The following is a 1,048-nucleotide window of genomic DNA, read 5'->3' on the forward strand; positions in this document are numbered from 1 at the left end:
CAGCGTCGGTGCGCCTGGAACGGTATTAATCGTCTGCGAGGTAGACGTCGCTACGCACGTAGGATTGCTTTGCAAACGAACGCTGAAAGTGTAGTTGGCAGGAGACAACATTGAAAATGTATTGCTCAATTGCCAGTTCATGCCATCTTTTGAATATTCCAAAGTGCCCGAGCCCGTGGCGTTGACCACCGCTGTGCCCGTCGGCAACGCGCAAGTGGGCTGCGTCAATGTCACGCCTGTCAGCGTCGGTGCGCCTGGAACGGTATTAATCGTCTGCGAAGTCGACGTCGCTACGCACGTAGGATTGCTTTGCAAACGAACGCTGAAAGTGTAGTTGGCAGGGGACAACATTGAAAATGTATTGCTCAATTGCCAGTTCATGCCATCTTTTGAATATTCCAAAGTGCCCGAGCCCGTGGCGTTGACCACCGCTGTCCCCGTCGGCAACGCGCAAGTGGGCTGCGTCAATGTCACGCCTGTCAGCGTCGGTGCGCCTGGTACGGTATTAATCGTCTGCGAAGTCGACGTTGCTACACACGTAGGATTGCTCTGCAAACGAACACTGAACGTGTAGTTGGCAGGAGACAACATTGAAAATGTATTGCTCAATTGCCAGTTCATGCCATCTTTTGAATATTCCAAAGTGCCCGAGCCTGTGGCGTTGACCACCGCTGTGCCCGTCGGCAACGCGCAAGTGGGCTGCGTCAATGTCACGCCTGTCAGCGTCGGTGCGCCGGGAACCGCATTAATCGTCTGCGAAGTCGACGTTGCTACGCACGTAGGATTGCTTTGCAAACGAACGCTGAAAGTGTAGTTGGCAGGGGACAACATTGAAAATGTATTGCTCAATTGCCAGTTCATGCCATCTTTTGAATATTCCAAAGTGCCCGAGCCCGCGGCGTTGACCACCGCTGTCCCCGTCGGCAACGCGCAAGTGGGCTGCGTCAATGTCACGCCTGTCAGCGTCGGTGCGCCTGGAACGGTATTAATCGTCTGCGAAGTCGACGTCGCTACACACGTAGGATTGCTTTGCAAACGAACACTGAAC

1 protein-coding gene is annotated in these 1,048 nt (G+C 53.9%); it reads right to left on the reverse strand.

The window, feature by feature from the left end; all coding sequences use genetic code 11:
* A partial coding sequence (locus tag NCI00_RS29355; protein WP_253533528.1) for a hypothetical protein occupies nt 1–1,048 on the reverse strand: 1,048 nt, incomplete at both ends.

Origin of the sequence: Runella salmonicolor (genome assembly GCF_024158025.1) — a bacterium.
Classification (GTDB): Bacteria; Bacteroidota; Bacteroidia; order Cytophagales; family Spirosomataceae; genus Runella; species Runella salmonicolor.